At 67.5% G+C, this 23,773-nt stretch carries 22 protein-coding genes; 16 read left to right on the top strand and 6 right to left on the bottom strand.

Going from position 1 to position 23,773, the window contains the following annotated elements:
• Positions 1–130: 130 nt before the first annotated feature.
• From ACWDTD_RS02870 to ACWDTD_RS02845, 6 genes are all read left to right on the top strand, one after another.
• The gene (locus tag ACWDTD_RS02870; RefSeq protein WP_449745918.1) at positions 131–2,038 is read left to right on the top strand and encodes a cation:proton antiporter; all 1,908 of its coding nucleotides are present in this window, start codon (positions 131–133) and stop codon (positions 2,036–2,038) included.
• A 443-nt stretch (positions 2,039–2,481) separates the two neighbouring features.
• Positions 2,482–4,035 carry a hypothetical protein gene (locus tag ACWDTD_RS02865; protein WP_449745557.1) on the top strand — a complete coding sequence of 518 codons (1,554 nt, stop codon included), beginning with the start codon at positions 2,482–2,484 and terminating at the stop codon, positions 4,033–4,035.
• Complete coding sequence (locus tag ACWDTD_RS02860; RefSeq protein WP_449745556.1) at positions 4,036–4,473, top strand: hypothetical protein; 438 nt, start codon at positions 4,036–4,038, stop codon at positions 4,471–4,473.
• Complete coding sequence (locus ACWDTD_RS02855) at positions 4,470–5,951, top strand: FHA domain-containing protein (RefSeq protein WP_449745555.1); 1,482 nt, start codon at positions 4,470–4,472, stop codon at positions 5,949–5,951. The genes ACWDTD_RS02860 and ACWDTD_RS02855 overlap by 4 nt, the downstream gene beginning before the upstream one ends.
• A 7-nt stretch (positions 5,952–5,958) precedes the next feature.
• Positions 5,959–8,076 carry a cation:proton antiporter gene (locus ACWDTD_RS02850; RefSeq protein ID WP_449745554.1) on the top strand — a complete coding sequence of 706 codons (2,118 nt, stop codon included), beginning with the start codon at positions 5,959–5,961 and terminating at the stop codon, positions 8,074–8,076.
• Position 8,077: 1 nt separating this feature from the next.
• Positions 8,078–8,905 (top strand): protein kinase domain-containing protein, encoded by an 828-nt coding sequence (locus ACWDTD_RS02845; protein ID WP_449745553.1) that lies wholly within the window; start codon positions 8,078–8,080, stop codon positions 8,903–8,905.
• On the opposite strand, the gene ACWDTD_RS02840 is transcribed toward ACWDTD_RS02845, so the two are convergent.
• Entirely contained in the window at positions 8,902–9,063 is a 162-nt protein-coding gene (locus ACWDTD_RS02840; RefSeq protein WP_449745552.1) for a hypothetical protein, read from the bottom strand. The two genes, ACWDTD_RS02845 and ACWDTD_RS02840, sit on opposite strands and share 4 nt — an antisense overlap.
• 175 nt (positions 9,064–9,238) lie before the next feature.
• Between ACWDTD_RS02840 and ACWDTD_RS02835 the strand changes: the two genes are divergently transcribed.
• From ACWDTD_RS02835 to ACWDTD_RS02825, 3 genes are read left to right on the top strand one after another with little or no spacing between them, the layout of a single operon-like run.
• Positions 9,239–9,844: a class I SAM-dependent methyltransferase gene (locus ACWDTD_RS02835; protein ID WP_449745551.1), complete on the top strand. Its 606-nt coding sequence runs from the start codon at positions 9,239–9,241 to the stop codon at positions 9,842–9,844.
• A 51-nt stretch (positions 9,845–9,895) separates the two neighbouring features.
• Positions 9,896–10,807 (top strand): endonuclease domain-containing protein, encoded by a 912-nt coding sequence (locus tag ACWDTD_RS02830; RefSeq protein ID WP_449745550.1) that lies wholly within the window; start codon positions 9,896–9,898, stop codon positions 10,805–10,807.
• A 27-nt stretch (positions 10,808–10,834) separates the two neighbouring features.
• Positions 10,835–11,116 carry a hypothetical protein gene (locus ACWDTD_RS02825; RefSeq protein ID WP_449745549.1) on the top strand — a complete coding sequence of 94 codons (282 nt, stop codon included), beginning with the start codon at positions 10,835–10,837 and terminating at the stop codon, positions 11,114–11,116.
• On the opposite strand, the gene ACWDTD_RS02820 is transcribed toward ACWDTD_RS02825, so the two are convergent.
• The gene (locus ACWDTD_RS02820; RefSeq protein WP_449745548.1) at positions 11,085–11,438 is read right to left on the bottom strand and encodes a hypothetical protein; all 354 of its coding nucleotides are present in this window, start codon (positions 11,436–11,438) and stop codon (positions 11,085–11,087) included. The genes ACWDTD_RS02825 and ACWDTD_RS02820 overlap by 32 nt on opposite strands.
• Before the next feature lie 200 nt (positions 11,439–11,638).
• Between ACWDTD_RS02820 and ACWDTD_RS02815 the strand changes: the two genes are divergently transcribed.
• The 6 genes from ACWDTD_RS02815 (at position 11,639) to ACWDTD_RS02790 (ending at position 17,112) form a co-directional block, all read left to right on the top strand.
• The gene (locus tag ACWDTD_RS02815; protein ID WP_449745547.1) at positions 11,639–12,499 is read left to right on the top strand and encodes a universal stress protein; all 861 of its coding nucleotides are present in this window, start codon (positions 11,639–11,641) and stop codon (positions 12,497–12,499) included.
• A gap of 68 nt (positions 12,500–12,567) precedes the next feature.
• Positions 12,568–13,014, top strand: coding sequence for a redox-sensitive transcriptional activator SoxR (soxR, locus tag ACWDTD_RS02810; protein WP_449745546.1), 447 nt, complete (start codon positions 12,568–12,570; stop codon positions 13,012–13,014).
• A gap of 45 nt (positions 13,015–13,059) precedes the next feature.
• On the top strand, positions 13,060–13,992 hold the full coding sequence (locus ACWDTD_RS02805; protein WP_449745545.1) for a patatin-like phospholipase family protein: 933 nt from the start codon (positions 13,060–13,062) through the stop codon (positions 13,990–13,992).
• A gap of 7 nt (positions 13,993–13,999) precedes the next feature.
• Positions 14,000–15,229: an MFS transporter gene (locus tag ACWDTD_RS02800; RefSeq protein WP_449745544.1), complete on the top strand. Its 1,230-nt coding sequence runs from the start codon at positions 14,000–14,002 to the stop codon at positions 15,227–15,229.
• Positions 15,230–15,493: 264 nt separating this feature from the next.
• Positions 15,494–16,723, top strand: a complete 1,230-nt coding sequence (locus ACWDTD_RS02795) for an arginine deiminase (RefSeq protein WP_449745543.1) — start codon at positions 15,494–15,496, stop codon at positions 16,721–16,723.
• Positions 16,720–17,112, top strand: coding sequence for a GntR family transcriptional regulator (locus ACWDTD_RS02790; RefSeq protein ID WP_449745542.1), 393 nt, complete (start codon positions 16,720–16,722; stop codon positions 17,110–17,112). The genes ACWDTD_RS02795 and ACWDTD_RS02790 overlap by 4 nt, the downstream gene beginning before the upstream one ends.
• A 10-nt stretch (positions 17,113–17,122) precedes the next feature.
• Here ACWDTD_RS02790 and ACWDTD_RS02785 read toward each other — a convergent pair whose 3' ends face one another.
• Positions 17,123–18,751, bottom strand: a complete 1,629-nt coding sequence (locus ACWDTD_RS02785; protein WP_449745541.1) for a dolichyl-phosphate-mannose--protein mannosyltransferase — start codon at positions 18,749–18,751, stop codon at positions 17,123–17,125.
• Between the two features lie 141 nt (positions 18,752–18,892).
• Between ACWDTD_RS02785 and rsmI the strand changes: the two genes are divergently transcribed.
• A complete protein-coding gene (rsmI, locus tag ACWDTD_RS02780) occupies positions 18,893–19,792 on the top strand; it encodes a 16S rRNA (cytidine(1402)-2'-O)-methyltransferase (protein WP_449745540.1) in 900 nt (299 codons plus the stop codon).
• On the opposite strand, the gene ACWDTD_RS02775 is transcribed toward rsmI, so the two are convergent.
• Genes ACWDTD_RS02775 through metG form a run of 3 tightly spaced genes read right to left on the bottom strand, consistent with a single transcriptional unit; the run spans position 19,779 to position 23,767 of the window.
• Positions 19,779–20,972 (bottom strand): GAF domain-containing protein, encoded by a 1,194-nt coding sequence (locus ACWDTD_RS02775; RefSeq protein ID WP_449745539.1) that lies wholly within the window; start codon positions 20,970–20,972, stop codon positions 19,779–19,781. The two genes, rsmI and ACWDTD_RS02775, sit on opposite strands and share 14 nt — an antisense overlap.
• A 9-nt stretch (positions 20,973–20,981) precedes the next feature.
• Positions 20,982–22,199: an aminodeoxychorismate synthase component I gene (locus ACWDTD_RS02770; RefSeq protein WP_449745538.1), complete on the bottom strand. Its 1,218-nt coding sequence runs from the start codon at positions 22,197–22,199 to the stop codon at positions 20,982–20,984.
• The gene (metG, locus tag ACWDTD_RS02765; protein ID WP_449745537.1) at positions 22,196–23,767 is read right to left on the bottom strand and encodes a methionine--tRNA ligase; all 1,572 of its coding nucleotides are present in this window, start codon (positions 23,765–23,767) and stop codon (positions 22,196–22,198) included. The genes ACWDTD_RS02770 and metG overlap by 4 nt, the downstream gene beginning before the upstream one ends.
• Between the last annotated feature and the right edge of the window lie 6 nt (positions 23,768–23,773).

Genomic DNA, 23,773 nt, shown 5'->3' with positions numbered 1-23,773 from the left:
CTAAGCCGCCGTGCGGGAACTTGTCAACAATCGATGTCACATTGACCGGTGGAACTCATGGTGAGGCCTATGTGGTCGGGCGGTGCGCCGCAACGGCGTGGCCGCGCGACGGATGCGCGAAGATGGCCGCGTGGAGAAGATTCTCATCGTGGTGGGCGCGGTCGTGCTGATCGCGCTCGTCAGTGACCTCGCGCCGCGCATCCGGATACCGGCCCCGCTCGTGCTGGTGGTGGTCGGGGCCGTGGTCGGAATCAGCGTGTGGGTGCCGGAGTTCCACGCCGATCCCGAGTGGATCCTGATCGGCGTGTTGCCGCCGCTGCTGTATTCGGCCGCGATCCAGATGCCGACAATGGACTTCCGACGCGACTTCACCGCGATCAGCGCGTTGTCGGTGGTGCTGGTGGTGATCAGCGCGGTGATCCTCGGATGGTTCTTCACCCTCGTCGTCCCCGACATCTCGCTGGCCACCGGGGTGGCGCTGGGCGCCATCGTCAGTCCGACCGACGCCGTGGCCACCTCGATCGCCAAACGCATGGGTGTGCCATCGCGGGTGGTGGCCCTCCTCGAGGGCGAGAGCATGCTCAACGACGCGAGTGCGCTGGTGTTGCTGCGGGCAGCGATCGCGGCAACCGCTGCATCGATCTCGTTCTGGGGCGTCGCCCTGAACTTCGCGTGGGCGGTTGTCGCGGCGGTGGTGATCGGTGCCGTGATCGGGCTGGCCAATCTCTGGGTGCGTTCACACATGCACAACGCCACCGCCAACACCGCGATCTCGTTCACCGTCCCGTACCTGGCCTACCTGCCCGCCGAGGCAGTGGGTGCGTCGGGCCTGTTGGCCGCGGTGACCGCAGGACTCATCACCGGTGCGGGAGCGGCTCGGTTCCTGACCCCCCAGCACCGCCTCTCCGACATCCAGAACTGGCGCACCGTGGAACTCATCGCCGAGGGCGGCGTCTTCCTGCTGATGGGTCTGGAGTTGTTCACCCTGATGCGTGATGTGCAGAAAGACCACGAGGGTGTGCACAATGCGGTGTTCATCGGAGTGGCTGCCTTGATGCTGGTGCTCGTGGTGCGAGCCGTCTACGTCGCGCCGCTGGTGTGGTGGCTCGATCTCAAACGTCGCCGCGGAGACGCGATCCGCCCGATGCTCGAGGACTTCACCGTCACCCCGAGCACCGATGTCTCGCACCATGGGGGCCGAAAGGCGCGGAGCAGGTGGCGCCAGATCATCCCGATACGCCGACGCCAGCGAGGCGAACTCCCCTCGCCGGATCTGGGGCCGGTGTCGCCGGCAACGGCGGAGCGGATCAACTCGCGCGTGGTCCGCACCTTGGCCGATATCGACTACTACGCCGAAGCGCCACTGGGACCCAAGGAATCGGTGATCATCGTCTGGGCCGGGATGCGCGGTGTGATCACCGTGGCGGCCGCCCAAACGCTGCCCGAATCCACGCCGAGTCGATCGCTGCTGGTGCTCGTCGCCTTCGTGGTGGCCGCCGCGTCGCTGCTCGGGCAGGGCGGCACCCTGCCGTGGCTGATCCGTCGGCTGCACCTTCCCGACGAGTCGAGAACGATTGCGGCCGAACGCGTGCGGCTCAACGCCGAACTCGAGCGGACCAGCGCACGGGTGATGGCCGCCAGCGACGAGATCCGCGCCGTGCCGGGTATGCGGGAAAGGCTCGAGGAGACCAACAGACAAGCGCAGGAGGATGCGGCCGATGCGTCGCAGACCCTGGCCGACGACGATGCCCTCGGCCCGGTAACCGACGGCGACGAACAGGTGGAGGGCAGGGCCGACGATGAACCGGATACCGAACCGACGCCGGCTGCGAAGCCGGGCCCGCAGGCGATGGGCTTCCGGATGACCGCGGAGAATCGCGCCCGGATTCGACGGATTCGGCGCGAGATCGTCGTCGCACAACGCGAGACGCTGCTCCGTCTGCGCAGTGAAGGAACCTACAGTTCCGGGGTGCTCAGCAAGGCGCTCGGCCAACTCGACGCCGAGGAGATCAGCCTCGACATGCAGCGCGGTAGCTGACAACTATCGCGCGATTCGCGAGTCGTCCTCTGTTCGAACGCCGAACGATGGTTACGGGCGGAAGCGCGGGTTAAGGTTGCCGTGTCCGAATTTCAGAGCCTGCGCTGCGGAGGGAACATGCCGAACGTCGTTGCGGGGCGCAGGCGCCGGAGGTCGATGTGACAGGTCCACGACCGCCGCAGGGGGGTGGCCCGGTTCCGCCACCGCGCCCGACATACGTACCGGCTCCGGGTGGGCCGCCGCCCGGTGCACCGCGTCGATTTCCGTCGCCGCCCACGGCGCCACCCGGCCCCGCGCCGGGACCCCCACCCGGGCCAGTACCGGGACCCCCACCCGGGCCCGGCCGGCCGTGGTCCCCGCCTTCTCCTCAGTCTCCGCCTCCTCCTCAGTCTCAGCCGGCGCCCGAATCGGAAGGCTTCGCCACCGCCTACATCGATCGCACCGTGGGGACCGGTGACCTCACCGAAGAGTTGATCGAAACCGACATCTGGACCGACCAAATGGTTGCCGCCGCAGGTATTCCGGTGGTCGACGTCCCGTTCGTCACCGTCGGATCGGGCATCGGCTCGTTCGTCACGGTCGACTATCTCCGGATCTGCGGCGTCCCGCTCGACCAGATCGCGGTCCTCGGCCCGCAGGACGTGCCGTGGCACAGCTACGAGTACCTGACGCGGGTATCGCAGATCCCGCGCGGCGAACGGCTGCGATCGGATTCGGCGTCCACCCCCGACAACATCTGGGGATTCCCGTCGTACGCGGTTCGCGAGGCGTGGTCCACCAAGTCGATCAAGCCGCTGTGGAACGTCGCGGTGGAACCGATCTTCGCCAACTACTACACACCCAAGGCCGGGCACGCCTTCGAGTCGATGGAGAAGGAGTGCCGGCGCATCGGCTACCTGCAGTGCCTGCGGCTCGGGCAGGTGCGCATGATCCGGCGCCGGGCGGGTGGCGGCTACTACACCATCCTGACGCCGCCGCCGAATGCGCCCGGCCCCACCAAGCGAGTCGCCTTCCGCAGTCAGTGGGTGCATGTGGCGATCGGATACCCCGGCATCAAACTGCTGCCGGATCTGCAGGACTTTCGCGAGCGCTACCGCGACGCCAGCAAAGTGGTCAACGCCTACGAGCCACACGAACACATCTATCAGTCGCTGCGACGTAAACCCGGGACCGTGATGATCCGGGGGGCGGGCATCGTGGCGTCACGGGTGTTGCAGCGGCTCATCGACGATCGCGACGCCTACCACCTGCAGACGCAGATCGTCCATCTGTTCCGCACCTACGTCGACAAACCGCACGGACCGCACATCTTCATGCGCCGAAAAGGCAAGGACGGCTGGGCATATCAGGGCTTCAACTACCCGAAGTCGGTGTGGGGTGGGCAGCTCAAGGCGCGGATGCGCAAACTCGAGGGCCACGATCGTGCCGAGGCGTACAAGCAGATGGGTGGTACCAACACGCCGGTGCGCGACGATTGGCAGGAGCAGCTCAAACGAGGACGCCGCGAAGGCTGGTACCGGGTGGCGGTGGGTAAGGCGGAGAAACTGCTGCCGGCGCCCGGCGGGCAGGGCGTGATCGCCACCGTACGGGTGGACCCGCACACCTCGATCGCCCAGGAGCATCGTCCCGACGGCACGATGGAGCTCTACGCCGACTACGTGATCGATTGCACCGGACTCGAAGCCGATGTGCGCGAACACCGCCTGCTCGCCGACCTGCTCGACCACACCGGCGCGGGTATCAATCCGGTCGGCCGGATGGATGTGGAACGGGATTTCGAACTCATCGGGACCGCAAACGGGGCCGGGAAGATCTACGCCTCGGGCAGCGCGACCCTCGGCGGCTACTTCCCCGGGGTCGACACCTTTCTCGGATTGCAGATCGCGGCGCTCGAGATCGTCGATGACCTGGCCAAACAGGGATTCTGCAAGAAGCTCACGCCGTGGCGCTCCACCGCGCAGTGGTGGCGATGGGCACGCGGCAAGGGGGTGGACTGAATGTTGCCGACGCTGTGGGGCCGCATCCAGACCCGGGTGCTGGTCCTGGGCATTCTCGGTGGGTTCTGGACACTGCTGATCGGGCCGTTCCTGCCCGACGGCGCCCCGCTGGCCACGACGTATCGGGTGGCGTTCACCGTCTTGGCGGTGGTGATCGTGCTCGGGGTGGGGTGGGAGTTCATTTATCACTTCCTGCAACAGTTCCGGTGGGAGAAGGATTGGCCCACCCTCTTCGGGTTGGTCACCGCCATCAACGAAGGCATCGTGGCTTGGCTTGTGCTGCAATACACCCCGGTGTTGCCCGATGACCTCAAGCCCTCACCGCTGGTGTTCTCGCTGCAGTTCGTGAGTACCTGGCTGGTGGTGTGGGTCGCGGTGAACGGGCCGTTGCGCGCGATCTTCCCGCATTGGCGATTCCAAGGAGGTCGGTTCTTTTGAGCGGACCGGGTTTGTCTGATGTGCCGAGCGTGATTCCGACAGTCACGCTGGTTCCGGGAAGCGGGATCGTCATCCGCAAACCCGCATTCCTGTGTGTTCTCGGTGCGCAGTGGGCGTCGCTGGTCCCACAGATCCTGGCCCTCGAGGAGTCCGTGGCGGTGCCCGACCGGCGGCCCCGGCGTGGACGCCACATGGTGCGCGCCCTGGCCCAACTCGTCGCCACCATCGACGACGGGAACGGTGAACCGGTCGACATCGCCTTCGCTGCACCCGACAACGTCGGCATCGCGATTTACCTGTCCGGGGCGATGAACGCCGAGATCGACGGGCAGCGACTGACTCCCGACGGTGACGAGGCATTCGACCGGGCGATCCCCTGGCCGTTCGAAGGCCTCGGCCTGTATGTGGCCGGAACCGAGCCCGCCGAGCCGGGCGAGGAGATGTTCGCACTCGTGGAGGGCGCCGTGCCTGCCGCGGGTGCGCTGCTGCACACGCCGTTGGGCATGCGCGGCACCGAGATCCACGACGTGAACTCGGTGGCGCCGCCGCCGCTACGGCAAGTGCCGGCATCTGGCGTGTCGGAACCGGTTGCGGCCGAACCTGTGGCACCGGAACCTGTGGCGCCGGAGGCGATGGCGCCGGAACCTGTGGCGACGGAACCTGAGGCGCCGGAACCTGTTGTGGCCGAACCTGTGACGCCGGAACCTGTTGTGGCCGAACCTGTGGCGCCGGAACCGTTCGTGGCTGCCTCACTCATGGCCGGAGACGCCGCGACTCCGCCGGTCACTCCCGCTCAGCCGGCGCCACCCCAGGCCGAAGCCCCGCCGCCTCCTGCCGAAGCCCCGCCGCCTGCTGCCGCCCCGGCGCCGCCACCAGCCGCGGGTGGTGCATTCCAACTCGATTCGCTACAGAGCAACGAGGTCCCCGAACCCCGCGCACCGCTACCCAAGCAGGAGCGACAGCGTCCGGCCACCGAGGTGGTGCGGGTGGTCGAGTCCCGCGCGCATGTGCACGGGATTCGTTGCTCCCGTGGACATCTGAATCATCCGAGGTCGTGGTTGTGTGGGGTCTGCGGAATCCGGATGGATCAGTTGACCGGCATCCTCGTGGAGGGTGAGCGGCCCCCGCTGGGCTGGCTGCTGCTCGACAACGGATCCACCTATCTGCTCGACGAGGATCTGGTACTCGGCCGGGAACCCGGCTCGGTGGGTGGCGCACGCACGGGGAGTCCCAAACCCATTCGGGTGCAGGACGAGAGCGGTCAGCTATCGCGGCGCCACGTCGAGATCCGGCTCGTCGAGTGGTCGGTGCAGTTGATCGACCTGGGTTCGGCGAACGGCACATTCGTCAGCGATCCCGCTGCGGGGAATCGGGAGATCCGCCTGCCCGCCCATCAGGTCTACGTGCTCACCCCTGGGTCGCATGTGCGCCTCGGCGGTCGCCACTTCATCTTCGAGTCGCCCCACGCCCGGACCTGACGCGGCGATGGACAAGCATCAGGCAGCGTTTCTGCTGATCGACGTGGCTGTGGTGATCGCCGCAGCCCGCGTCGGTGGCCGCATCGCGCAGGCCCTGCGACAACCGGCCGTGGTCGGGGAGATCGCTGCGGGCATCGCCCTGGGACCCAGTGTGCTCGGGCTGTTTCCCGGCGACCCGAGTGCGTGGTTGTTTCCCGTCGAGGTGCGTCCGCTGCTCGGGGCGCTGGCCCAGATCGGCCTCGTGCTGTTCATGTTCATCGTCGGACTCGAACTCGACATGCGCCTCATCAAGGGGCGCGAACGGTCGGCGGCCACCATCTCGATCGCCTCGATCGTGTTGCCGTTCACACTCGGTGCCGGGCTCGCGCTGATCCTCTATCCGTCGCACAACATGGTCGGCGGGGAACAGGTGACGCGGCTGGGGATCGCTCTGTTCCTCGGTATCGCGATGTCCATCACCGCTTTTCCCGTGCTGGCACGCATCCTCACCGATCGCGGGATGCAACGAACCCCGCCCGGTGTGTTCAGCCTCGCGGCGGCCGCGGTCGATGACATCATCGCCTGGACGCTGTTGGCGTTCGTCATCGCGATCATCGAGGGCGGCAGTCCGTTGGCGGTGGCGCGGATCGTCGGACTCACCCTGGTGTACGCGGCGGTTATGTTCATCGTGGTGCGCCCGTTGCTGCGACGTCTGGTGGCCTGGCGCGACCGGGCCGGGCGGATGACCCCCGACATTCTCGCGGTCATCCTCATCGGCCTGTTCGCGTCGGCCGCGGCCACCGAACTCATCGGAATCCATTACATCCTGGGCGCATTCGTTTTCGGTGCGGTGATGCCCAAGGTCGGCGGCGAGGCGCTGAGCCGCGAAATCCTCGAGCGTCTCGAACAGGCGTCGGTGCTGTTGTTGCTGCCGATGTTCTTCGTGGTCACCGGACTCGGCGTGAACCTCACCGGCATCGGACCCCAGGGCTGGTGGCAGTTGCTCCTCATTCTTCTCGTGGCGATCGGGGGCAAGTTCGTCGGCGCCTACACCGGCGCCCGGCTGAGCCGAATACCCTCGCGCCAGGGGGCGGCGATCGCCGTGCTGATGAACACCCGCGGACTGACCGAACTGGTGATCCTCTCCGCCGGTAAACAACTCGGCGTTCTCTCCGACGAACTGTTCGCCATGATGGTGATCATGGCGCTTGTCACCACGGTGCTCACCGAGCCGCTGCTGCGGCTGGTCTACCCGGACTCGGTGATCAGCAAGGACATTGCCGCGGCGGAGCGTCGTGCGCTGGCTGCCGGCACGGCGACACGGATCATGCTGGTGCTCGACGACCTGTCGGGTTCGGTCGACGATGTGCGGCGCAGGCATTCCCGTCTGCTCACCCTCGGCGCCGATGCCGACGTGGTCCTGGTCGGTTTGCTGCGCATCACGCCGGGTTCACAACGGCTCGAGGTGGGAGTGCCGCTGGTGCCCGACTTCGCCGAAATGGCCTCCGCCGTAGAAAAACTCCGCGCGTTGGGGCGCACCCTGCCGCAGTCGGCGACGGTGTCGGAGTTGTGCCGATTCACCGCCGATCCTGCGCTCGATCTTGCCGAGTTGGCCGAGAACGCCGCGGCCGACGTGGTCGTACTGGCGTCGGCGTGGCGCGACCTCGCATCGTCGGTCACCTCCGCGCCCACCGTCGTCGTCGACGAGGACGTGCCCGACCGACATCCGGACCGGTTGACGTGCGTGGCCGCCGAGAGCCGTCACGGGCGTGCCGCGATCGTGGTGAGCGCGGGCGTGGCCCTGTCCGAACGTCGCAGACTGAGGATCGAGACCGAGATGTCCCGGCGTCGGCTGCTCGCGGACCTGGCTCCGGTCATCGCGCATGGTGTACGGGTGGATGTCGCCGCCATCCGCGCGTCCGGCGAGCCCCGGGACGAGGTCACGGTGATCTCGTCCGATGTCGAACGATCCACCGAGGCAGCCGCTTTCGTTGTCGCCGACAACACCGGAACCACCGAGGAGCCCCTCGGTGAACGGATTTCGCTGAGATACGCGCTGCCCGAGCCCGCCCCCGTGCCTCACCTGCGGTCTCCCGACCACACCGAACTCACGTCTCCGACAGACCCTTCCCGCGAGAGGTACTGACATGGCCACAGTCGAAGTCCCGCAGCAACTGGCGGATTTCAGCGTCTTGCGCCGGCTGGGCGCGGGCGGCAACGGAACGTTCTATCTGGCGGTGCCGCCCGCGCGCCTCGGGTTGTCGACGGACCGCGTGGTGCTCAAGGTGTTCAGCGGTGTCTGCAGCGACGACGCCTACCGTCGTGGCGTGCGTGAACTGCGGGCCTTCGCGGCCGTTTCCTCGCCGTATCTCGCAATGCTGTACGACGCGGTGTTGCAAGGGCAGTTCATGTACGCGATGGAGTATTTCCCGGCCGGGTCGCTGGAGGAGCCGACGCAACCGACCACGCGTGCGGGTGCGTTGGCGGCCATCGCCGACGCGGCGCGAGGGGTGGACGCACTGCACGAGGCCGGTATCGCGCACGCCAACATCACGCCCGCGAGCATCATGCTGACCGAGCCCACCGCCGCGCGTCCCGCCGGTGGCGGCAAGATCTCCGACCTGGGGCTGGCCCGCGTGCTGGCCGCCGACGAGCCCGTCACCAGCTTCGCCCAACCCGGCGCGGTGCAGTACATGGATCCCGCGCTGCTCGCAGGTGATCTGCCCTCGCGCGCCACCGACATCTGGTCGCTCGGCGCGTGCCTGCATCGTGCGCTCACCGGAACCGGGGTGTACGGCGAGGTGCCCGATACGCAGCCGCTGCTCGCGATCCGCGCCGCGCTGTCGACGCCACCGGCTTTGTCGGAGAACCTCAACCGTGACGAACGCACACTGATCGCGAATTGCCTTGCCCTGTCCGGTGAACGACCCGCAACCGCCATCGAGGTAGCCGAACGGATCGAGGCGCTCGGCTAGTCGAGCGTGCCCAGATCGCCGTCGAGCGTGCCCAGATCGCCGTCGAGCGTGCCCAGATCCGGGTCGAGCGTGCCCAGATCGGCGTTGAGCGTGCCCAGATCTCGGTCGAGCGTGCCCACTTCCGTGTCGAGCGTGCCCGCGGATGGTGGTTTCGACAAGCTCAACCAGCGGGGGAGTAGCTCAACCAGCGGGGGCGGCGGGTCGAGCGTGCCCAGAACTCGGTCGAGCGTGCCCAGAACTCGGTCGAGCGTGCCCGCTTTCGGGGGTGAATGGCGGTGAACGGCTCGACGGTCGACAGACGACGCATCGGCCCCGGGGATGTAGCGTCGACTCGTGGCGGCGGACGAATTGCATGGGCGGTGGAACCATAATGTGCACTACCACCGGATAGTCCGCGCCGCGACGCCCGCCGACGCACGGAGCGCACTCGATGTCGGTACGGGCAACGGCCTCCTGGCGGGTGAGTTGCTCGACATCGTCGCCGACGTGTCGGCCATCGACACTGATGCTGACGTCCTGGAAGCCGCTCGCGCAGAAGCTCCGGGCGTGCAATGGATTTGCGGTGATGTAATGACGCACCCGTTCGGTCGGACCTTCGACGTGGTCGCGTCGGTGGCCACGTTGCATCACCTACCCGATCAGGCCGCCGCGTTGATGCGGCTATCCGAGTTGACCTCCCCGGGCGGGATTCTGGTGGTAGTGGGACTTGCGCGGTCAAGGTCTCTCACCGACTTCGGTGTCGATCTGGCCGGAGCCGTTCAACATCGGTGGCTATCGCGGAGGCGAGGTTACTGGGAGCACTCGGCGCCGACGGTGTGGCCACCACCGCACACGTATGCGGAGGTTCGCGCATGCGCAGAGGACGTCCTACCCGGAGTGCAGTGGACACGACTACCGATGTTCCGATTCGCGCTGACGTGGCGTCGACCATTCGAGTGATCGGCATGGAAGGCACCGCACAAAACTTCATGAAACCGGAGACGGCAGTGCGTGCGTCCAACCGACATGAACAAGACGACCGACGACGTCGACATCGACAAACACCTCATCCGGCGCCGCGAGGCGGTAAGCAACCTCGGCCTTTCCTCGGATGAGTTCGACGGCGCGTATCGCCGCCTCTCGAGTGGACTGTTCGTTCCGCGCGAGGTAATCCTCTCGGCGCGAGAGCATGTGATGGCCACCTTCCACGCCGCCGACGGTTATCCCGTGGTTGCACGGACCGCGGCAGCCATCATGCACGGAAGTATCTGGTACGACGATGAATTCACCGTCGACCTGATTCGTCACCCGACCGGCTGCGGCAAGCGACGTCGCGGATCGCAGGTGTATCGGACCGAACTGTCGGCGGCGGACGTCGTGTCGATCGACGGAATCAGCGTGACCAGTGCGGTTCGTACAGCATTTGATCTGGGTCGCGTCGGACCTCCGTGGCGTGCGCTCGGTTACCTCGATGCGTTGGCGCGGGCGACCGGATTGACGTCGACCGACTTGGTGACCTATGTCCAAGCGCACCGACGTGTTCGCGGCATCGTTCAGTTGCGTGAAGTCGCCGCGCTTGCAGACGGTCGAGCGGAGTCACCACCGGAAAGCTGGCTGCGGTTGATCCTGATTCGTGGCGGTTTGCCGTCGCCGGACCTACAGATGGAGGTCGCCGACAGTTGGGGACACATCTACGCTCGCATCGACCTCGGGTACGAGAGTCTCAAGATCGCGGTCGAGTACGACGGTGAGGACTTCCACTCCACACCGGAGCAGTTGGCGCACGATGCGGAACGTGATCGGAAACTGGATGACGACGGTTGGAAGGTCATCCGCGTTCGGGCACAGCAGGTTCGGGACGCTCCCTGGAAGATCGTCACCGACGTGGGGGTCGCCATCAAGTCGCGCGGAGGCTACTTCTGAACGATCGAGGGCACGCTCGGCGGGGATGTGGGCACGCTCGACGCCGAACTGGGCACGCTCGACGGGGATCTGGGCACGCTCGGCGGGGATGTGGGCACGCTCGACCGGATTCTGGGCACGCTCGAGTTGGATATGGGCACGCTCGGCGGGGATGTGGGCACGCTCGACGCCGAACTGGGCACGCTCGACGGGGATCTGGGCACGCTCGACGGGATTCTGGGCACGCTCGACGGGGATGTGGGCACGCTCGACGGGATTCTGGGCACGCTCGACGGGGCTACTCTCCCAGCAGATACGGGGCGCTGGTGAAGAGCATGATGAGGAAGAACGCGAACTGGAACCACATGGCCCCCTGCCACACCTGCCATCGTCCGCCGGCCTGCCACACCCGATAGGTCTTGAAGGCGGTGAACACCGCTCCGATGAGGACGATGATCGGCGCGACCACCACCAGCACGGTGCGCAGGCCACCCGACGAGGCTGCCGCCACCAGCAGGGTGGCCACCGCGAAAGCGACCGTGACCAGCGCTGCGGTCACCGCGGCGCGGATGTCCGACGGGGGAGGGCTTGACGACGCGGCGTCATCGCGCCGCGGGTCGGGTGGGGGCGAATCATTTTGTGGCTCAGTCATGATCGCAGTCATCGCCGGAGCGGGTTGGTGTGGTGCGTCCGGCGCCGTACACCTCCTGTGCATCCACGGTACATCCGCACCGACGACGGGGCGTCGGGGTTGCCTGGTAGGGACGTTGTCCTATTGCCGGGGGCACCCCTGCCGGGACTACCATGGAACCAGGAAACGGGTGTGACGAAGAGAAGAGGAGTTGACCACAGATGAACGCGATTCTCGTCGGTGTTGACGGTTCGGATGCGGCCCTCGCCGCGGTGCGGTGGGCGGCCAAGGCCGCGGCCGCCGAGAAGTCCGATCTGAAGCTGGTGGGCGTTTACGACGCCAGCACCAGTGACTACGCACCCGGCCTGATCATCCCGCAAGACGTCATCGATGCCATTCGCCAAGATGCCACCGACGCCGTGCACGGCGCCGCCGCGGTAGCCAAGGAAGTGGCGCCCGAGGTCACCCTGCACACTTCGATCGTCGACGGCGACGCCGCCCGCGTGTTGCTCGAACTGGGCAAGGACGCCTCGATGATCGTGGTGGGTACCCGCAAACTCGGCAGCGTCAAGGGCCTGTTCCTGGGGTCGGTGAGCACCACGATCGCCGCTCATCATCACGGGCGCGTCGTGGTGATCGACGGTCCCGGTGGCGACGGTCCCGTGGTTGTCGGAGTCGACGATTCGCCGACCAGCCGCGCCGCGGTGGCCGAGGCATTCCGCCAGGCGTCGTTCCGCAACGTCCCGTTGGTGGCGGTCCACACCTGGACGCCGCTCGATGTGGACGCGCTGCACGGCTACGGCATCGATCCCGACGAGGTCACCCGGATGTCGCAGGATGCGGTGGAAGCACTCTCCGAGCGCCTCGCGGGGTATTCGCAGGATTATCCCGACGTGACCGTCGAGCGGAAGGTGCTGCCCGAGGATCCCGCGAAGGCGGTGATTGACGCCGCTGGCGACAACGCGTCGCTGGTCGTCGTCGGCAGCCGCGGTCGTGGCGGTTTCCGCGGACTGCTGCTCGGCTCGACGAGCCAGAAGGTGCTGCGTGAGGCACAGAGCCCGGTGATGGTGGTTCGCGCCTGACGCGTATCCCGCGATAATCCCGACACCAGGCGACTTCAAGTTCACTTGAAGTCGCCTAGTGTTGTGTGATGGGGCTGAAGAAAGTCGAATTGTCCGTCGGAGAGCTGGCCCAACGTGCCGGGATCGCGCCGTCGGCGGTGCGGTTCTACGAAGACCAGGGACTGATCTTCGCTCGCCGCACGCCGGGAAACCAGCGTCGGTACCACCGCGCGATGCTCCGCCGGGTGGCCTTTATCCGGGCGTCGCAGGCCGCGGGCATTCCGCTGTCGGTGATCGCCGAGGTGTTCGCCGAACTCGGCGACCACGAATCGCCGCCGCGCTCGATGTGGGAGGCCGCGTCGAAACGCTGGATCGCCGACATCGACCGGCGGATCGCATTGCTGCAGAACATGCGCGACATGATCGGTTCGTGCGTCGGCTGCGGCTGCCTGTCGCTCGGGTCGTGTCACCTGCTCAACCCCGGCGACGAGCTCAACCGGCTCGGACCGGGGCCGCGACGGTTGATCACCGATTGACGGCCGCGCCGGTGTGTTCCCCAAGCGCTGGATAGTCTGAAACCCATGGCCCGACCCTCGCGCGTGGCGCTTGCCCTCGGCAGCGGAGGTGCGCGCGGATACGCCCACATCGGGGTCCTCGCTGAACTCGACGCGCGCGGATACGACGTGGTGGCCGTCGCCGGCTCGTCGATGGGCGCCCTCGTCGGCGGCCTCTACTGCGCGGGCGGACTCGACGACTACGAGACGTGGATCAGCGGACTCAACCAACTCGACGTCATGCGACTGTTGGACGTCTCCCTTTCCAAGCCGGGCGGGATGATCGGGGCCGAGCGCATCCTCGCCCACGTGCGTGAGATCGTCGGCGACACCGTCATCGAAGATCTGCCCATCGCCTTCACCGCGGTGGCCACCGACCTCACGGCCGGCCGGCCGGTCTGGTTCCAGCGCGGCAGCCTGGTGGACGCCATCCGCGCATCCATCTCCATACCCGGCGTCATCCGGCCCCACGAGTACGACGGTCGACTACTCGCCGACGGCGGCATCCTCGATCCGCTTCCGGTGGCACCCACCTCGGCGGTGCCCAGTGACGTGACGATCGGCGTGGTCCTCGACGCCGACGATCCGCCCGGGCAGGGTGTGTCGGCCACCCCGAAGACCAAGGGAATGATCCGACGGAACGTGGAGCCGTTGCTCGACAACGATCTGGTGCGCTCCGTGCGCGAACGCTTTGTCGCCGACGCCGACCCCGAGGTGGAACTCGAGCCGGAGCCCGACCGTGCCACCCCGATGGGCAGGGTGGAGGTGCTGTTGCGTTCTCTCGACATCATGTCGATCGCCCTGACCCGCTACCAGGTGGCCGGATACCCACCCGACGTGCTGATCCGGATACCGCGGAAATCGGTGCGCACGTTGGATTTCCACAAGGCCACCGAGATGATCGAACTGGGCAGGGCGCGCACCGCCGAAGCCCTGGACAAAACGGCCGAGGCCACGTGAGGACCCGATGAGGCAGATCCCCAGAGGTATCTGGGTGCTGCTGTCGGCCAACGTGGTGATCGCGCTGGGCTTCGGGCTCATCGCTCCCGCGCTGCCGAGCTTCGCGCGCAGCTTCGACGTCGGCTACACCGCGGTGTCCGCGGTGGTCTCGGCGTTCGCGGTGATGCGGCTGCTGTTCGCCCCGGCCACCGGTCGGCTCGTCACCGTGCTCGGGGAACGGCGCATCTACCTCAGTGGCCTGCTGATCGTTGCGGCGAGCACCCTCGCGTGTGCCTTCGCGCAGAGCTACTGGCAGTTGCTGGTGTTCCGTGGGCTCGGTGGGATCGGTTCCACCATGTTCACCATTTCGGCGATGGCCCTGCTGATCCGGCTCTCGCCCAACGAGATCCGCGGTCGCGTGGCCGGATTCTTCTCGGCCGGGTTCCTGATCGGCAGCATCACCGGGCCGCTGATCGGCGCTCTGCTGGTGGGTTTCGGTCTGCGGATGCCGTTCATCGTCTACGCCGTCGCCCTGGTGATCGCCGCGGCGGTGGTGGCGACACAACTGCGCGACACCGGCGCCGCCGACACCGTCAGCGACGACGGACCGGGTGTGATGGCGTTGCGAACGGCGTTGCGAGACAGCACCTACCGGGCCATCATCGCGTCGAACTTCACGCAGGGATGGGCGTCGATGGGTGTGCGGGTGGCGGTGGTGCCGCTGTTCATCACCGAAGGTCTCGGCGCGGTTCCCGCGATGGCCGGGGTGGTGCTCGCGGTGTATGCGGCGGGCAACGTGGTGGCCATCCTGGTGGCGGGCCGGATGTCGGATAGGCTCGGTCGCCGACCGGTGATGCTGGTGGGCCTGGCGATCATGGCGGCGGCCACGGTGGGTCTCGGCTACTCACCGAACCTTCCGGTGGCCATGGGCCTTTCGCTGCTCGCCGGGGTGGGTTCGGGACTGTTCGCACCGACCCATCAGGCCGCGTTGGCCGACGTACTCGGGGCACGCCGGCAGGGCGGGTCGGCGCTGGCCGCCTACGGGATGTCGTCGGACCTCGGCGCGATCACCGGTCCGCTGGTGGCCGGGTTCGTCGCGCAGCGCGCAGGATTCGGTCCCGCCTTCGTGCTCAGCGCGGTGGTCGCGGGCATCGCGCTCCTGTTCTGGCTGTTCGCGCACGAGACCGCACCCGAAGTGGTCGGTGCGCAGGCCAAGCTCACTGCGCCGCCGCCGACTCCCGACGGTCCGACCCGATGATGTCGGCGTCGCCGCAGAGTCGTATGAACAGAGTCGTATGAACAGAGTCCTTGTACGGAAGGTCGTGTGTACAGAAGGTCGTGTGCACGGAAGGCCATACGTACAGAACGGGCGCGTATGAGGACCACGACACGCACCGGTGCAGGTCGTCCTCCTCTGAGCCGCCCATTCTGTACCGAGACCCGCTGAGCCCACCGAGACCCGCTGGGCCCACCGAGACTCGATGACCCTGAGCGCGCGATCACAACGCACTAGGGTGGGTCCATGACCTCCGCGTCGCACACCTACGCACTGGGATCGGACTCCGAGGTGGGGCGACTGCGGGCGGTCATGCTGCATCGCCCCGGCGACGAGTTGCGGCGTCTGACACCACGCAACAGCGACCAGTTGCTCTTCGATGGCCTCCCGTGGGTCACCCGCGCGCAGGAGGAACACGACGCCTTCGCCGCGGCCCTGCGCGGCCGGGGGGTGGACGTGTTCCTGCTCGGGGATCTACTCGTGGAGACCATCGAGCACAGCGGAGCGGCCCGCATCCAGGGAATCGCCGCCGCCGTGAACGCGCGACTGCTCGGCCCGCACCTCGCCGCGGAACTGTCCACGCATCTGCGCGGGCTCGCGGCCCCCGACCTCGCCGACCTGCTGATCGCCGGCATGACCTTCGACGAACTACCGCTCAGCCCCGCTGCCGCGTCGTCGTCGCTGGTGCGCCGGATGCACCATGGCCCGGAATTCGCCATCGCGCCGCTGCCCAACCTGCTGTTCACCCGCGACAGCTCGTTCTGGATCGGACCCCGGTTCGCCATCACCTCGCTGGCGTTGTCGGCGCGGGTGCGCGAGACATCGCTGACCGACCTGATCTATGCCCATCACCCCTTCTTCACCGGCACGCGGCGCGCCTACGAATCGCAGGTGGCCCCGGTGGAGGGTGGCGACGTGCTGTTGCTCGCACCCGGCGTGGTGGCCGTGGGAGTGGGGGAGCGGACCACACCCGCAGGTGCCGAGGCGTTGGCGCGCAGCCTGTTCGGTGACGGGCTGGCACACACCGTGCTTGCCGTGCCCATCGAGCAGGCGCGGGCATTCATGCATCTGGACACCGTCTGCACCATGGTCGACACCGACGCCGTGGTGATGTATCCGAACATCCGGGACTCGATGTCGGCGTTCACCCTTCGCGACGCCGGCGACGGATCGGTGTCGGTGACCACGGCGCAACCGTTCGTGCAGGCCGCCGCCGAGGCGATGGGCATCGAGAAGCTGCACGTCATCGACACCGGACTCGACCCGGTGACCGCCGAACGCGAACAGTGGGACGACGGCAACAACACACTCGCCCTCGCGCCGGGAGTGGTGGTGTCCTACAACCGCAACGTCGAGACCAATCACCGTCTGATCGACTCCGGTATCGAAGTGATCGAAATCGAAGGGCGCGAACTGGGTTCGGGTCGCGGCGGGCCGCGGTGCATGTCGTGTCCGCTGTCGAGGGACCCGTTGTGACGGAAACCGTTGCGCCCCTCGGTCGGTTGGTACACATCGATCCGGACAGTGCGCACGCACCCTACGACCAGCTGCGGCTGAGGATTCTCGACCTGATCGCCCGCGGCGATCTGCTGGTGGGAGAACGGATTCCGACGGTCCGCGCGCTCGCCGCCGACCTGCGGCTCGCACCCAACACGGTCGCGCGCAGCTACCGTGAACTCGAGGCCGCCGGCGTCATCGAAACCCGGGGTCGCCGGGGCTCCTTCGTCAAGGCCAGCGCGAACACCGCCCTCGAACGGGCACAGCGCGCCACCTTTGAACACGTTGCGGCACTGCGTGAGATGGGAATCGACGGCCCCACCATCGTCGACCTCGTGAAACGGGCCACCGGCGAGTCTGCCGGGTAGACCGGTCGGCTCAGCCCCAGCTCGGCAACCAGATCTGCTGATGCCACTGCTCGGTGGAGATGGGACTCGCCGTGAGAATCGGCCACAGCCACACGAAGTTCGTCACCACCAGCCCGACGTAGATCGCCACCACGAGCAGGCCGAGCACCTGCCGTTCGGGACGTGGCCGGTCAGGTGACGACCGTGTGGCCGTGAGGATGTCGCCGCAACACAACGCGAGCCCCATCACCAGGAACGGTGCCAGGGCCGTGGCGTAGAAGAAGTACATCTGGCGGTCGAGCTCGATGAACCACGGCAGGAATCCGGCGGCGTACCCGACGACCACCGCGGCGTAGCGCCAATCGCGGCGGATCAGCCACGACCACAGCCCCCACAGCAGCATGGGCACCGCCAGCCACCACATGGCCGGCGACCCGATCAGCATCTGCGCGCGCACGCACGGGGCACCACCGCACTGATCGGGCCCGTTCTCCAGGGCATAGAGCATCGGGCGCAGACTCATCGGCCACGTCCACGGTTTGGACTCCCACGGGTGATGGTTGCCCGCCGAATTGGTGAGGCCGGCATGGAAATCCAGTACCCCTGACTGGTAATACCAGAGCGAGCGCCATGCCCCGGGCAGCCATGACCACATCCCGCCATCGCCGATGGTGTTGCCCACCTGGTAGCGGTACACCGATGTCTCGCTGGTGAACCACGGAATGAACGTCGCCAGATAGATCGCGATCGGCATCGCCACCAGGCTCGCACCGCCGGGCACCACGTCGCGCACCAGCGTGCCCGCCCAGGGTCGGCGCACGTGATAGGCCTTACGCGCGGCGACGTCGAATCCGAACGCCAGCAGCGCGAAGAAGATCACGTAGTAGATCCCCGACCACTTGGTGCCGCAGGTGAGGCCGAGCATCAGGCCCGCGGTGAACCGATACCACCGGAATCCCAGGCGGGGACCGTACACCGAATCGTCGATCCGACCCTCCAGATACACCGTGTGCATCCGGGCGCGGACCTGATCGCGGTCGGCGATCAGCGCGGTGAAGGCGGCCACCACGAACAGGCACTGGAAGATGTCGAGCATGCCCATCCGGGACTGCACGAACAGCACGCCGTCGCAGATGGCGAAGATCCCGGCGATCGCACCCACCAGAGTGGAGCGGGTCATCCGGCGCACCACGCAATAGATCATCACGACGATGGCCACGCCCGCGACCGCCGACGACACTCGCCACCCCAGCGGCCCGTACCCGAACATCCACTCGCCCACGGCGATCAGCCACTTGCCCACCGGCGGATGCACCACCAGGCCGTAGGCGGGATTGTCCTCGATCCAATTGCCGCCGGTGAGTACCTGCCAGCCCTGGGGGACGTAGTGCTTCTCGTCGAAGACGGGGGTTCCCTGGTCGGTGGGTCCGCGCAGCCCCCAGAAGCGGGTGGCCACGGCCAGCAGCGTGATGACCAGCCCGACGAGCAGCCCGCGGGCGCGGTCGGGAGCACCGAACAACGGAGCCGGGATCTCCGGGACCGGTCGGATCCGCGTGGAGCGGAGGTCGATGGCGCGAATGAACGCGGGGCGGGTCCGGTCGTCGGCGGACGCGGCGTCAGGCCGTGCCGGGCTGTCGTCGACGATGGTCACTCGGCCCATCGTAATGGGCGGGCACACCCGATCCGCTCGCTGCGCTCCCGGCGCGGTGGTACGCCGCCCGCTCGCTGCGCTCCCGGCGCGGGGCTGATGCCGCCCGCTCGCTGCGCTCCCGGCGCGGGTCACCTCGTAAGCTCGAACACCATGAACTCCTCGCACGCGTCGAACTCCTCGCACGCGTCCGGGCCGGAGTCGGCGCGCACGGACGGCGGCCGGCTGGTATTGGCCGCCACCCCGATGGGACAGCCCGGCGACGCCTCACCCCGGCTGCGCGAGGCGCTCGCCCACGCCGATGTGGTGGCTGCCGAGGACACGCGCCGCGCCCGCGCGCTGGCCGCAGCGCTCGACGTGGAGATCGGCGGCACCCTGATCAGCTACTACGACCAGGTGGAAGCCGCGCGCACGCCCACCCTCATCGAGGCGATCACCGCCGGTCAGACGGTGCTGTTGATCACTGATGCCGGCATGCCGTCGGTCAGCGACCCCGGATTCAGGATCGTGGCGGCCTGCGCGGAGGCGGGACTCACCGTGACGGCACTGCCCGGCCCGTCGGCGGTGACCACCGCGCTCGCGGTGTCGGGGCTGCCGTCGGAACGCTTTTGTTTCGAGGGATTCGCGCCGCGCAAGAAGGGACAGCGTGAGGAATGGCTGGCCACCCTGCTCGACGAACCACGCACCGCGGTGTTCTTCGAGTCGCCGCACCGGCTCGCCGACACCCTCGCCGACGCGCTCACGGTGCTCGGGCCCGATCGGCGCGCAGCCGTCTGCCGCGAACTCACCAAAACCTACGAGGAGGTGCGGCGCGGCACCCTCGCCGAACTGGCCACCTGGGCCGCCGATGGCGTGCGTGGGGAGATCACCGTGGTGCTGGCCCCCGGCGAGAAGTCGGCACCCGACCTCGCCGAACTGGCGACCCGCGCCGAGGCTCTCGTCGCTGCGGGACATCGACTGAAAGACGCATGCGCCGAGGTGACCCGAGGAACCGGGGCGTCGCGGCGCGAGGTGTACGAGGCGGTGCTGGCCGCGCGCACTACCGCGCAGTGACGTCCAGGGTCACCGAGGGAGCGAGCCGATAGGGGCGGCTGGAGATCAGGGGGCCGATCATGCGGCGCAACCGCGACATCTCCGCGCGCACCGCCACGACGTGACCGGAGTCGCCGTAGAGGTGATAGCTGAGCTGGGCGGCGCTCAGACCGGCCTTGCCTGCGTCGGCGACGAGCAACATGATCTGCGCGTGACGTCGGGTGAGCACCACCCGGCGCTCCTCGCCGTCGCCGGTGACTGCGATGGTCGGCTCGCCCTGGAGGTCGAGCGCGACGCGCAGGGGATGTGCCGGACCTGCGGGACGGATCACCCATCCGCTACCGGCGCGCTCGGCGACGCACGATCCCAGACCGGGGATGAACTGGCGTACGCCCTCCTGCGGAGGGATCACCCGCGGTGGTGGGATGACGCCACGGCTGTCGGCCACCAGGCCGTCGTCGTCGACGAGCAGTGCGGTGGGCAGTGTCGCGAACGCATCCGACGCGGACTCGCGCAATGCCCGTAGCGATCGCTGGTGCGCACCGATGATGCCGCGTTCACACAGGGTGGCGATGGTGTGCGCGAGCACCGTGGCCGCCGGTTGGATGGCGTGGGCCGGTCCGGCCAGCGCGATGATGCCTGCGAGGTCGCCGGTGTGCCGGTCGAACACCGGTGCTCCGCTGCAATATGTTCCGCGCAACGCGTCCGCATAGTGTTCGGCGGGCAGTACCTGATGGGCACGCGGATCGGCGATCACCTGGCTCACCGCCGTGGTGGCGCACGACTCCTCGTCCCAGCGCGACCCTTCGGTGATGTTGAGGGCGTCGGTGTGCGAACGCACGTGGCGTGACCCCTCGTTCCACAGCAACACCCCGTCGGCGTCGTGCACGCTGAGCATCAACTCCGAATCGTGATGAGTCGACGCGAACAACTCCAGGGAATCGCCGACGGTGTGGCGCATCGGCGATTCCGATCGCAGTTGTGCCAGTTCGGCGCGGTCGACGCGGGGCGGGTCATGCTCGTCATGGCGCCTGCCGCGGGCGCGGACACGCTGCCAGGATTCGATGATGGACTGCTGTGGCCGGTAATCGGCCGGATATCCGGCGGCTGCCGGGGCGTCGGCGGGCACCCGACACAGCAGCGACTCACGAATCTCGTCTGCGGAGGCGGCGCTGTCCGTGTCGATGATGCCGGTGCGCATTTCGCAAGGCTACCCCACAGGCGCTTGACGTGCGGTGATGATCGTATGCGCCTTGTCGAGGCACTCCTGCCACTCACGGTGCGGAACGGAATCGATGGTGATGCCGCCACCCACACCCAGCGACGTGCGCCCGCCGGGGTCGATCTCCACGGTTCGGATCGCCACGTTGAGATCGAGCATATGGTCGGGGCCGGCCAACCCCACCGCGCCGCAATAGACGCCCCGGGAGTCGGGTTCCCATTCGTCGAGCAGGTCAAGCGCTCGCAGTTTCGGGGTTCCGGTCACCGACGCCGGCGGCCAGGTGGCGTCGAGCAGCCGGTCATTGCCGACAGCCGGGTTCAGCTGGGCCTGAACCCTCGACACCAGATGCCACACGCCGGGCGCGGGCACCACGCGCAGTAGGTCGGCGACCCGTACGGTGCCCACCTCGGCGACGCGCCCCAGATCGTTGCGGACCAGGTCGACGATCATCACGTTCTCCGCGACGTCCTTGGTCGACGTCGACAACAGCACGGGGTCGGCGTCGGCGGCAACGGTGCCCTTGATGGGCGCCGACCACACCGTGCTGCCCGAGCGTCGCAGGAAGGTTTCGGGGGAGAAGCTCGCGACCGCGCCCCATTCACCTTGCAGGAAGGCAGATTTGGCGGGTGCGGTACCGCGGGTGAGGTCGGCGTAGTAGTCGAGTGCCGAGCCGTCGAGTGTTCCGGTGAAGCGCGTACAGACGCACGCCTGGTAGATCTCGCCGGCGCGGATGGCGTCGAGGCATTTCTCGATCGCGTCAAGGTGTGGTTCGTGTGGGGGTGCAGTCCAGTTCGCGGTCCAGCCGGTGTGCGCCTCCGGTGGCGTCGTGTCGTCGACGGCGTGCCGCACCCAGTCCGGCATCGCGGACCCGTCGAGCGCCACGTGCTCCCAGGAACCGTTGCGCAACAGAAGAATCCTGTCGGTGAGGCCGCCCGCGGTGACCGGCAGCGCCGATTCTCGACCGCGCCGGCCGCCGAAACCCAGATAGCCCAACCAGAATCGGGTGGGCAGGTCCGGCGGTGCGATGTCGCGACGGATCTCGATCGACGGTGCGATCACCGCATCGGCGTCGCACCAGTCGCCGACGAGCGCTGCGGGTCCGGGCACACCCCGGCGGCGGGCGGCCGACTCCAGACGACGCAGCGTGCGCAGGGCCACGGCGGTGGCGTCCGTGACACCGGCGGTGGCGCTGCGCGATTCGATCACGCCTCGTATCGCGGGAAAACCGGTGTGGGCTTGGGCAATTCGGTGCCCGGCACGATGCGATCGCCCACCGCGGTGAAGTTGCGGCGGTCGCCCACCGCGAGCAGATCGAGCAGCCGTGCACACGATTCCGGCATCACCGGTTGGGTGAGCAGGGCCACCACCCGCACCACTTCGGCACACACGTACAGAACGGTGCCGGTGCGTTCGAGGTCGGTCTTGGCCAGCTTCCACGGCTCCTGCGCGGAGATGTAGCGGTTGGCCTGTGCGAGCACCGACCACAGCGCCTCGAGTCCGAGGTGGATGGCCTGCTGGTCGAAATGCGCACGCACACGGGGCAACAGGGCGTCGACGGCGTCGAGCAGGGTCTGGTCGTCGGCGGTGTAAGAGCCGGGTTGCGGCACCTTTCCGCCGAAGTACCGCCCGATCATCGACAGGGTGCGTTGGGCGAGGTTGCCGAACTCGTTGGCCAGGTCGGCGTTAATGCGCGCGACGATCGCCTCCGCGGAGTACGACCCGTCCTGCCCGTAGGACACCTCCCGCAGGAAGAAGTACCGCACCGGGTCGAGGCCGAACTCGTCGATCAGGTTGTCGGGGTCCACCACGTTGCCCACCGACTTGCTCATCTTTTCGCCCTTGTTGAACAAGAAGCCATGAGCGAACACGCGTTTGGGCAGTTCGATACCGGCACTCATCAAGAAGGCAGGCCAGTACACGCAGTGGAAGCGGATGATGTCCTTGCCGATCACGTGCAGGTCGGCGGGCCAGTACCGGGCGAAAGTGTCGGGGTCGTCGGGGAATCCGGCGCCGGTGAGGTAGTTGGTGAGGGCGTCGACCCACACGTACATGACGTGGTCGGGGTGCCCGGGTACCAGTACACCCCAGTCGAAAGTGGTGCGCGACACCGACAGATCGGTGAGGCCACCCTTGACGAAGCTGATGATCTCGTTGCGTCGGACATCGGGTCCGATGAAGTCGGGGTCGCGGTCGTAGAGATCGAGGAGCTTGTCCTGATAGGTGGACAGACGGAAGAAGTAGGTCTGCTCCTCGGTCCAGGTGAGGACGTGGCCGTTGTCGGTGGCCACACGGTTACCGGCATCGTCGACGGTGGTGTCGGCCTCGGCGTAGAACAGTTCGTCGCGCACGTCGTACCAGCCGGCGTAGGTGTCGAGGTAGATGTCACCGGCGTCGGACATGCGGCGCCAGATCTCCTCCGACGCGCGCTTGTGGTCGGCGTCGGAGGTGCGGATGAACCGGTCGTAGCTCGAACCGAGCCGATCCTGCAGTCTCTGGAACCGATCGGAATTGCGTGCGGCGAGTTCGGCGGTGGGGATACCTTCGGCCTCCGCCGTCTGCTGCATCTTCTGCCCGTGCACGTCGGTGCCGGTGAGGAACCGGAGGTCGAACCCGTCGAGACGCTTGAACCGCGCCAGCGCGTCGGCCGAGATGTACTCGTAGGCGTGACCGATGTGTGGTGCGCCGTTGGGATAGGCGATCGCCGTCGTCAGGTAGTACGGACGTCCGGCCCCGTAGGAGTCGGGCACGTCGGTGCTGGTCGGGTCAGTGGGCATAGTGAT

Source organism: Gordonia sp. NPDC003425 (assembly GCF_053588635.1).
The sequence above is the reverse complement of the archived record's forward strand: the minus strand, read 5'-3'. Positions and strand labels throughout refer to the sequence as shown.

Coding starts and splice junctions, on each gene's coding strand:
- ACWDTD_RS02860 (WP_449745556.1), top strand. CDS start 4,036: ATGTTGCCGACGCTGTGGGGCCGCATCCAGACCCGGGTGCTGGTCCTG.
- ACWDTD_RS02850 (WP_449745554.1), top strand. CDS start 5,959: ATGGACAAGCATCAGGCAGCGTTTCTGCTGATCGACGTGGCTGTGGTG.
- ACWDTD_RS02845 (WP_449745553.1), top strand. CDS start 8,078: ATGGCCACAGTCGAAGTCCCGCAGCAACTGGCGGATTTCAGCGTCTTG.
- ACWDTD_RS02820 (WP_449745548.1), bottom strand. CDS start 11,438: ATGACTGAGCCACAAAATGATTCGCCCCCACCCGACCCGCGGCGCGAT.
- ACWDTD_RS02815 (WP_449745547.1), top strand. CDS start 11,639: ATGAACGCGATTCTCGTCGGTGTTGACGGTTCGGATGCGGCCCTCGCC.
- soxR (WP_449745546.1), top strand. CDS start 12,568: ATGGGGCTGAAGAAAGTCGAATTGTCCGTCGGAGAGCTGGCCCAACGT.
- ACWDTD_RS02805 (WP_449745545.1), top strand. CDS start 13,060: ATGGCCCGACCCTCGCGCGTGGCGCTTGCCCTCGGCAGCGGAGGTGCG.
- ACWDTD_RS02800 (WP_449745544.1), top strand. CDS start 14,000: ATGAGGCAGATCCCCAGAGGTATCTGGGTGCTGCTGTCGGCCAACGTG.
- ACWDTD_RS02795 (WP_449745543.1), top strand. CDS start 15,494: ATGACCTCCGCGTCGCACACCTACGCACTGGGATCGGACTCCGAGGTG.
- ACWDTD_RS02785 (WP_449745541.1), bottom strand. CDS start 18,751: ATGGGCCGAGTGACCATCGTCGACGACAGCCCGGCACGGCCTGACGCC.
- rsmI (WP_449745540.1), top strand. CDS start 18,893: ATGAACTCCTCGCACGCGTCGAACTCCTCGCACGCGTCCGGGCCGGAG.
- ACWDTD_RS02775 (WP_449745539.1), bottom strand. CDS start 20,972: ATGCGCACCGGCATCATCGACACGGACAGCGCCGCCTCCGCAGACGAG.
- metG (WP_449745537.1), bottom strand. CDS start 23,767: ATGCCCACTGACCCGACCAGCACCGACGTGCCCGACTCCTACGGGGCC.